At 55.0% G+C, this 9,726-nt stretch carries 9 protein-coding genes; all 9 read left to right on the top strand.

The genetic code is table 11. The features are described from left to right. Window positions 1-62 precede the first annotated feature (62 nt). The 9 genes from FJ147_24730 to FJ147_24690 all read left to right on the top strand — a co-directional run bounded on the left by FJ147_24730 (window position 63) and on the right by FJ147_24690 (window position 9,615). Complete coding sequence (locus tag FJ147_24730) at window positions 63-584, top strand: ATP-binding protein (protein MBM4259092.1); 522 nt, start codon at window positions 63-65, stop codon at window positions 582-584. A 10-nt stretch (window positions 585-594) separates the two neighbouring features. Next, the gene (locus FJ147_24725) at window positions 595-1,947 is read left to right on the top strand and encodes a sigma-54-dependent Fis family transcriptional regulator (protein ID MBM4259091.1); all 1,353 of its coding nucleotides are present in this window, start codon (window positions 595-597) and stop codon (window positions 1,945-1,947) included. Between the two features lie 136 nt (window positions 1,948-2,083). Next, complete coding sequence (locus FJ147_24720; GenBank protein MBM4259090.1) at window positions 2,084-3,604, top strand: response regulator; 1,521 nt, start codon at window positions 2,084-2,086, stop codon at window positions 3,602-3,604. Next, the gene (locus FJ147_24715; GenBank protein MBM4259089.1) at window positions 3,582-4,226 is read left to right on the top strand and encodes a response regulator transcription factor; all 645 of its coding nucleotides are present in this window, start codon (window positions 3,582-3,584) and stop codon (window positions 4,224-4,226) included. The genes FJ147_24720 and FJ147_24715 overlap by 23 nt, the downstream gene beginning before the upstream one ends. Before the next feature lie 148 nt (window positions 4,227-4,374). Then, entirely contained in the window at window positions 4,375-5,346 is a 972-nt protein-coding gene (locus FJ147_24710) for a hypothetical protein (protein ID MBM4259088.1), read from the top strand. Window positions 5,347-5,382: 36 nt separating this feature from the next. Beyond that, window positions 5,383-6,009, top strand: a complete 627-nt coding sequence (locus FJ147_24705) for a response regulator (protein ID MBM4259087.1) — start codon at window positions 5,383-5,385, stop codon at window positions 6,007-6,009. After that, the gene (lnt, locus tag FJ147_24700; protein MBM4259086.1) at window positions 5,939-7,690 is read left to right on the top strand and encodes an apolipoprotein N-acyltransferase; all 1,752 of its coding nucleotides are present in this window, start codon (window positions 5,939-5,941) and stop codon (window positions 7,688-7,690) included. Before FJ147_24705 ends, lnt begins: the two co-directional genes overlap by 71 nt. Beyond that, a complete protein-coding gene (locus FJ147_24695; protein MBM4259085.1) occupies window positions 7,687-8,502 on the top strand; it encodes a hypothetical protein in 816 nt (271 codons plus the stop codon). Before lnt ends, FJ147_24695 begins: the two co-directional genes overlap by 4 nt. Window positions 8,503-8,505: 3 nt before the next feature. Next, a complete protein-coding gene (locus FJ147_24690) occupies window positions 8,506-9,615 on the top strand; it encodes a GAF domain-containing protein (protein ID MBM4259084.1) in 1,110 nt (369 codons plus the stop codon). Window positions 9,616-9,726 lie beyond the last annotated feature (111 nt).

Below are 9,726 nucleotides of genomic sequence, written 5' to 3'. Positions count from 1 at the left end.
GTCGCCCGCGTTCATCCAGCTCTTCGACCAGACTTCGATACTTAGACCGAAGCCAGCACACAATGGTCTCGTCTCTCATCCCTGCTCTTGTGCAGAGGCTCTCCACTCCGGTCAATCACTATTGCGGTAAGTTGTTTCCTGCCACCGCCTTAGCGCTCCAGTCATGCCTGCCACTTGCGCAGTCAGCGCACGTGCGACTGCAGCATCGGAGCAATGGTAACGGGGAGTGCGTGCGTATCGATCGACAACGTATGCAACAGGTCTTTGAGAATCTAATCCAGAATGCCATTCAATATTCGCCGCCGGGAGGAACAGTGCTCACAGAGACAACTGATACCGCGGATTCCTCAGCGTGGATTGAGTACGTCGTTGCTGACGAAGGTCCGGGATTTCAAGCCGAGGATCTCCCGCGCATCTTCGAGCCGTTTTTTTCTCGACGTCGTGGTGGTACAGGATTAGGGTTGGCAATCGTGCAGAAGATTATTACAGAACATGGTGGCACCATCACCGCAGAGAATCGCCCGGCAGGAGGGGCAGCCATAACCGTTCGCCTGCCAGTATCGGGGGGCGAGCGACTTCTTTAAAGGGCATGCTGTGGCTAAGGTCAAAGTCCTACTCGTCGACGATGAAGAAGGCATTCGCTTCGGTATCCGCAACTTCCTCGAAACCAAGGGTTATGACGTCTTCGAGGCGGAGACCTGCAAACAAGCACTCGAAGTGTTTCGCACGTCTCTCCCTGATGTTGCGGTGCTTGACTATTTATTGCCTGATGGCGATGCACTGGAACTGCTGCCACTGCTCAAACGCATTGAGGCCAACACCCCTACCCTGATTCTTACCGGCCACGGCACCATCGATCTCGCTGTCCGCGCCATCAAGGAAGGTGCCGATCAGTTCCTCACCAAGCCTGTCGACCTGTCCACGCTGGACATCGTGGTACAGCGTCTGTTAGAAGAACAACGCATCCGCCGCAAACAACTTGTGCACTCGTCTCGCCACACCCGTAAAGTGGTCGATCCGTTTCTCGGTGTCAGTCCGATCATTCAAGAGGTCGCAGCGCAAGCCCATAAGATTCTCACCTCTGAAAGCCCAGTGCTCATTCACGGAGAGACCGGGACCGGTAAAGGCGTGCTCGCCCGCTGGTTGCATGGTCATGGTCCGCGTGCCGATGAAGCCTTTGTCGATGTCAACTGTGCAGGACTGTCGCGTGAGCTGTTAGACAGCGAATTGTTCGGCCATGAGAAAGGCGCATTTACCGGGGCAACGACCACCAAGCCTGGCTTGTTGGAGATTGCCCACCGTGGCACCGTGTTTCTCGATGAGATCGGCGATATGGACGTGCAGGTGCAACCAAAGCTACTCAAAGTCCTGGAGGAAAACAGCTTTCGTCGCCTCGGCGATGTCCGCGGTCGACCGCTCGACATCCGCCTGATCGCCGCGACCCATCAAAACCTGGCCGAACGCATACGCGAAAAGACCTTTCGTAATGATTTGTACTTCCGTATCAGTGCCATCCCGTTGTTCATGCCACCACTACGCGAGCGGCGTGAAGATATTCCCCTCCTGGCTCGCCATCTGCTCGCCCGCTCCGCCGCCGAAATGGGACGCGACGTTCTCTCGCTCACACCTGATGGCGAACAGGCCCTTCAGGCGTACACCTGGCCCGGCAATATACGCGAACTCCGCAATGTCTGGGAACGCGCCGTGCTCCTCAGCGATCAGCCCACGATTAGTCGTGCCGACCTTCGCTTTGATGTGCTCTCAGGGGAAGATACTGACAGTTACGATACGTGCTTGAGCCTCGACGAACTCGAACAACGTCATATCGCCCGGGTCCTGCAAGAAGAACAAGGGCATGTCGAGCGGGCTGCGCATCGCTTGGGGATTCCTCGCAGTACGCTCTATCAGAAAATCAAGAAGTACCAGATCTCCGTGTCTAGAATCTAGAAACCCGTCTAGTTTTCAGACTCGCGTTCTGTCCTTCCGCCCTACAACATCACCCAAGTCCTATCATTACAACAGTTTTGTCACCCCTCGGAGGTAGAGGTCTGGCGGTACACTCTTTGCGACGGACGGTTGAGTTATGCCGCTCAATATTCTCTTGGTTGACGATGAGGACACCATTCTGTTCGCCATGCGAGAATACTTCCAAGCCGAAGGCTACGAAGTTGACTGCGCCAAAGGTCTGCAGGAGGCAAAAGCAGCCTTGGCGCTCTATCGCTACACTGTAGTGATCACAGATTTACGACTCAGCGGGGTGGAAAGCAGCGAAGGGCTCACTCTGGTGGAGTACATCCGCTCGCACTGTGCGACGACACGGACAGTGATGTTGACGGCGTACGCATCCGCTGCCGTCGAAACCGAAGCGCGGCGTCGTGGGGTCGATGCGTTTCTCCACAAACTTACGCCCCTTCCCGAGATCGCGCATCTCATTCGCGGCTTGCTCACTGAACAAGAGCGCGCGCTGCTCACGGCCTCAACATCTTCTCGCCCGCTTGCTGACGTGCCCACGATCTTAGTCATCGATGATCAAGAAGAAGCCCTGATCTCAACGCGTCTCCTCCTGGAACAAGAAGGGTATCGCGTCCTGACCGCGCTGGGCGGGCACGAGGCCCTGGTACTCTTTCGTCCAGGAGCGGTGCAGCTCGTGATCGTCGACTACTTCATGCCACGCATGACAGGCGAGCACGTCGTCCAGGAAATTCGCGCGCGTGACAGCGATGTGCAAATGCTTCTGCAGACCGGCTATTCCGGCGAAAAGCCTCCGCGTGAGATGTTACGACTGCTGGACATTCAAGGCTATCACGATAAGTTAGATGGCCCAGAGCGCCTCCTATTATGGGTAGACGTTGCGTTGAAAGCCGCCGGCCAACTCCACAGGATGCGGACGGCAGAACAGCAAGTACAGCTCTCCCGCACGCAACTTCGCCGCCTGGCCGCGCGCTTATTTCACGTCCAAGAAATCGAACGCGAGGATCTCGGGCGCGAACTCCACGATCATTTGGGACAACTGTTGACCGCCGCCAAGATGGATGTGGAATGGGCACAGCGCGCCTGCCTCGCGACACAGCAAGAGTTGCAAGACCGCTTGCGAGAAGCGGTGAAGTCCATACAGACCGCCACAGGGGTGACTCGCACTCTCTCGGCTTCACTACGGCCTATGACGTTAAGTCGCTTGGGGTTGACCACTGCCATACGTGACTATGTCACCGACTGTGCACGTCGCAGTGGCATGGCAATACAATTCCTCAACGAGGAAAACACATTACCTACATTTGCGAAGGAATCAGCGATCAACGTGTATCGCATCGTCCAAGAAGCATTGAACAACGTGATCCGTCATGCTGCAGCAACGGAAGTGACGGTCAAGCTATGGTATAGGCACGAGGTCTGTTGGATCGCCATTGACGATAACGGCAAAGGTTTTGTTGTCGAACACGCGATACAAGGCCAAGGGCTCGGCTTAATCGGCATGCACGAGCGGGCCCAGTTGATCGGCGGGACCCTACAAATCTCTTCCAAGTCTGGGACCGGAACCACGTTGCTCCTCACCGTCCCCCTCTCAACTACCGGAGACACAGATGATTACTGTACTGTTAATTGACGATCACACCATCATTCGTCATGGCCTGCGGCGTTTATTGAGCGACTGCCCGGATATGCAGGTAGTGGGAGAAGCCGGTGGTGGGAAGGAAGGGATACGTCTCGTTCGTCAGTTCCAGCCGCAGGTTGCAGTGATGGATTTGTCCATGCCTGATATGGATGGACTCGATGTCACAAAGGGTATTCTATATGAAAAAAGCCCGACAAAAGTGCTTATTCTGACGATGCATGCCACTGCAGAATATGCCATGCGCTTGATGCAAGCCGGGGCACAAGGATTCCTCAGCAAGGAAGCGCCAAGCGATGAGGTGGTCACAGCCATCCGCGCGATCGCAGCCGGTGGTTCGTATCTTCCTCCAGCATTCGCGCAAGATCTGTCGCTTCGCTATGTTCGCCACGAGCCTGTCCAGTCACCGCTTGAGTCCCTCACTGACCGCGAACTGCAAGTCCTCAAGCGTTTAGCTGAAGGCGCGCGCTGTCGCGACATCGCCAAAGAACTCCACCTCAGTGTGAAAACGATCGACACTTATCGCGCCAAGGTGCTGGACAAGCTCGATTTACAAACGACAGCAGATTTAGTGCGTTTTGCACTCCATCATGGAATCACGACTGGAACGTGGTGAACACGATGTGATCAGAAAATTTCTGAGGCGCAATTCCAGGTTTTTCTGATCGTAACTGTCAAGTTTCTCGCTGCAACCTTTGCCATCACACGGCATACAATACCCCTTGTAGCTCGCGCCTGATGCGCTACACCATAAAGGAGTCTTCATGCCTGCACCTCTCTTCATCGTCGCCCTGTTGGCAAACATCTGGTCACTAATCCTACCGACAGGCTCATGGGCGGGCTGTGGCTGTGACAAACCACCACCGGCACCAGCCATCGTCATCCCACACGCCGCGTTTCCTGGCATGCCGGTGACGTTTTCCGACAGCAACCTACAGGTCGGGCAAACCTGGACCATCAATTTTCAACAACAGGGAACGACTGTTGCCAGTGCCACTGCGACGGTTATCCAGAAACGGGATCTTACGGACCCGAGTGGAACGACCTTCAGCCCACAAATGAACGTCACCCTTCCGGAGATGCCGGTCGGACCCACACAAATTGCGCTCTCCTCAACAAATGGAGAATTGATCGTGCCGGATTCCGTCTTTACCGTCGTTGCCAAGCCGCTCCTCATCTCCGAGCAAAATAAGGAATATGAGATGTCAAACTATACCACGGCAGTGGGAATCGATGGAACGGTTTATATGAGTGTCGGTGGACTCGGCGAAGTATGCAAAGCTATCTCATTTCAAGCTACACTTGCCAACACCCCCTTACGCGTCCAGCACATTATCATCATCAACGCGCAGGGGTTTTATATCGATACCTTGCACGCCCCGAATGCCGCACATTTTGCCGTTGTCCCGCAACAAGGAACTACGAGTGATACACTCTATTACTTTCGCCACTCGTTTGCTGAATACTGCGCCTCACACTTGCCTGGTGGCGCGAAAGAAGTCGATCCTGTCGACCCTAACTGGCATCGGGATGGAACTCCCCACGTTGATTACTCGACGCTGATTTTCGCCATTGCGGCTAAGCTGCCCGATGGGGCTTTGCCCCAGCCTGGATCGCTGTCCTCTCAACTTGATGGGCAGAGTCTCTTAGGTGACGGCACTGGTGCCTGGGAAGTCGAGCAGCCAGCCGAAATGGTCTCTGACGATGATGATGATGACGATGGCGACGATGATTGATCTAGTACGTACCGCGCGAAGGGTAAACCAACGACTATGAAAGCGAATGCCGATCCGGCTCCTGCACCGCTACCATCAACTCTATCCAGCTTTGATGATGTGGTAAGACCAGGCGACTACACGATTTTAGTCGTCGACGACCAAGAGGAAACTCGCGTCTCTACCCGCTTACTGTTGGAAAGTGAAGGCTATCAGGTGCGCACGGCCAACACGGGAACCGAGGCCCTTGCCCTGTTCGACCCGGAACACATTGATCTGGTCATCCTGGATTATCTTATGCCGCGTATGAATAGTGCACGGCTGATCCAGGAAATACGCAAACGTGACGCGAACGTGCACATTCTCTTGCAGACTGGCTACGCAGGCGAAGAAACCCCGCGTGAGATGTTACAGGGCCTAAATATCCAAGGGTATCACAACAAGATAGATGGTCCGGATCGGTTGCTCTTATGGATCAAAACCATCGGCAGAAACGCAACGCTCGCCAAAAAGCTCACCCAAGAACAGCACCGTGCCATGAAGTTGTACACGACGCTGCACGAAATATGTATGCGTCTCCACTTTATCCTGGCTGACTGCCGCTGCCTGCTCGATGACATACAGTCCTGCGAGACCACTAGAGCGGAATCAGAGCGCCGGTCGCTTGTTGATCGACAAGAGTGACATGGTGAAACCTGTAGAATCATCTGTACCGCTGCTCTGGTCGTTTTCGTACAGAAGACGGTGTCAGTCCTTTGCAATGACAAAAGCTCGTCTCATCAGTCTCAGAGATATTCTCCTGCTCGTGGTTGGTGCAAGCCTCTACACCCTCGCCTATCCGCCCTACGCATGGTCCGTCGCCGCGTGGGTCACTCTCACGCCGTTGTTCCTCGTATTGCGCGGCAAATCTCCACGAGCCGGCTTTGTCGCTGGCTTACTGTTTGGCGTCTTCGCTTGTATCGGTGTCACCGCCTGGGTGCATTTCGCCATCGCAGCGTACTTCTCGCTACCCTTTCCGCTTGACGTCATCTGTACGTTCCTGAGCTATGTGTGTTTTGGTGGCCTGTACATGGGGATCGTCTCTGCCTTGATGTGTATGCTGTTACGATCCTTTGCCCAGGGGACCGTCCCAACGTGGCTGCGGTGGTCTGCGGTACCGGCATTATGGGTGTGTGGCGAGTATGTTCGCTCCACACTCGTGACCGGGTTCTCATGGGGTGTGTTGGGGTATACGCAGTACCAGCAACTCTCGTTCATTCAGATCGCAGACATCACCGGCGTCTATGGACTTTCGTTTTTGCTCGCCCTCAGCAGTGATATTGTAACAGAGGGTATTCTAGCGTCGGGGTATTATCGAAAGCAGGGAGATACATCACCAAGAGTTTCTTTTCCCTGGATACCACTGGTCGCTTTCACTGTCACGTTTCTCTGCTCACTCTGGTATGGAGTGCAGAAACTGCGGCATTACATGGTCCCCCCATCAGAGGCTCCGCTAGCGGTCGCCCTGGTACGTGGGGATGTCCCTGGGGAACAACGCTGGCAGCGCATGTATTATGGGAGTACCCTCCTGACCTATCTCTCGCTTACCCGCCGCCACCTTGGTACCGTTCAACCCGCACCGGTGATCTGGCCCGAGTTCGCGCTTGGTTTTCATCTCGACCAAGAACCACGTCTCCGCGCCCAGTTGAATTGGTTCACCAAAGAACTCAACACCTTTCTCCTGCTCGGCGCGCCGCGTACGCAGATACAGGACGGCGTACAGCACTTCTATAACTCTGCGTACTTGCTCGCTCCGGGCGGGGCGCTAGTCGATGTCTATGACAAGAAACAGCTTGTGCCGTTTGCGGAGTACAGCTTGCCGTTCCTCCCAACCTTCACGAACCATACTGCCGAGGCGCCAAGCGAGTTTACCCCCGGAACCCGATCGACAGTTTTCCCGCTCGCTAACAACGTGTTTGGTGTGATGATCTGTTATGAGGTCACGTACCCGTACCTCGCACGCGACCTGGTGCTCAACGGCGCACAGTTTCTCGTCAACATCGCCAATGATACCTGGCTCAACGCTGGTGGTGAGGTTGCTGCAACCCAACACTTCGCCCTGGCTGTGTTCCGCGCGGTGGAAAATCGCCGTGTCCTGGTCCATGTCGCCACTCAAGGGATTTCCGGATTTGTTGATCCAAGCGGACGCCCATCCCAGGAGTCCGCTGCGCACGAAGGCGTCCTCATCGGCAACGTGGCGCCTCACGATACAAAGACCATATATACGCACTACGGCGATTGGTTTGTCTGGCTGAGTGCTGGCGTTGCACTGGCAACGTTGCTGTGGCCGGTCCGGTCACGGTATCGACAGGAGAAACGACCATGACCACCACAACGCATCATCCATGGCAGAAGCGCTGTGCAGTCGCCCTCGCCGCCATTATCCTGGGGCTTGCAATAGTCTGTGCCATGACCAGTGTACGCTGGGTTGGTGGCACGTTCCCCGGATTTGTCATTCTCGCCAACCGTGTAATCGCCGCAGTGAGTTTGCCCCACTGGTCTATCGCTCCCCGCCAAGATGTCTATCACCACCAAATCGTCGCAGTGAATGGGCAACCAGTGACCACGACTGCAGATGTTTACACGACAGTCGCCACACTCCCACCAGGCACACCGCTTACGTACAGCCTAGTCAAGGGTGAGCATCACACCGAGGTCTCGCTTCCCTCGCAAGTCTTCACAGTGAGAGACTATAGTCTGCTCTTTCTTGCGTACCTGTTTACCGGGCTGAGTATTGCCTTGACCGGCATCGCCGTGTGGTTTCTCCAGCCAACCAACGCCGCGAGTCGGGCGTTATGTGTCGCGGGTTTTACGACGGGAGTCTTTGGGATCACAGGCGCAGATCTGTATGGCCCCCACTGGTTTTTTCGCCTGCATATTGCGGCGGAAGCACTCTTTCCGGCAGCGTATGTCCACCTTGCTCTGGTTTTTCCCACTGACCGTCTCCGTCGCTTTCGGAGCGTCTGCATCAGTATTCCGTATATCATCGCGGCAGCCCTGGTCGTCGCGTATCAACTCTTTCTGTATCACCCGACAACGTATTCGTTTATTTACAGCTTGTGCATGGTGTATGTTGGCGTCGCTGGAGCAGCGCTGCTAGGAAGTGTGCTATGGGACTATTGGACCACAACGTCCTAATTGGTGCGGCAGCGCGTTCGGGTGATCTGTCTGGGGTTCCTCAGCGGCTATGGACTCCCAGTGATATTGTTGTTCTCCTCGGGCATCACCGGTGGAGAGGTTCCGGTCAATTACATGGCGTTTACCGGATTTCTCTTCCCAATGAGCCTTGGGTACGCCATCGTCAAGCACGACTTGTTCGATATTGATGCCCTGATCAAACGTGCAGCTTACTACCTGGCGTTGACCACTATTCTGACGCTTGCATACATCGCGCTCCTTGCCGTGCTGAATCTGCTTCTCCACGCCTCTGATCTGACACGCTCCCCCTTGTTCCCACTTGGCTTTGCCATTGCCGTCGTGCTGCTCCTCAATCCCCTCAAAGAACAGCTACAAAGCGTGCTCGACCGCCTGTTTTTTCGCTTACGCTATCATCCTCAGAAAGTTCTTGAGCAAACCGGAAGTGTGCTGGTTTCGACCTTGTCCTTCGGCCAGATTCTGCCCCTATTGTGGAACACCATTCGTGACACCCTTGGTGTCCAGCACGGCAGCATTTTTCTGCCGACCTCGGATCGCAGCCAATATGTTCCAGTGTACCCGCGCGAAGGAGAATTCCGACCTCTTCCCCGAACCGTCTCTCTCGTCAGTATGGCACGGCAACAAAGCCGTGTACTCACTATATATGATCGTCCCCTGGAGTGTACCGAGACTCCCGATGCACAGGATCAGCGAAACTTCCTCGAACGCCACCAACTCCAGATGCTGGTGCCCATGAGTTTCAAAGACGAAGTCATAGGCGTCATTGCGCTTGGGCGGAAAGAATCCGGCGGATTCTTCTCAGTCGCGGATCGGGATTTTCTTATTGCTCTTGCCAATCAAGGTGCGTTGTCAGTTGCCAATGCCCTTGCCTATCAAGAAATTCAAACATTGAATACCAGTCTGGAGCAAAAAGTCGCTGAGCGCACCCAAGAGCTCGCGCAGAGCAATACTGAACTTCACAGTTCGTTAGCACGGCTTGAACAAGCGTATCAGGATTTACAACGAAGCCAGGACAATCTCATCCGTGCCGAACGCATGGCGGCGCTCGGGCGGCTAAGGCGGTGGCAGGAAACAACTTACCGCAATAGTGATTGACCGGAGTGGAGAGCCTCTGCACAAGAGCAGGGATGAGAGACGAGACCATTGTGTGCTGGCTTCGGTCTAAGTATCGAAGTCTGGTCGAAGAGCTGGATGAACGCGGGCGAC

This window comes from Deltaproteobacteria bacterium, from assembly GCA_016874775.1.
GTDB lineage: Bacteria > Desulfobacterota > Binatia > Bin18 > Bin18 > VGTJ01.
Note: the sequence above shows the minus strand (reverse complement) of the source record. Positions and strands in the feature narration are given on the sequence as shown.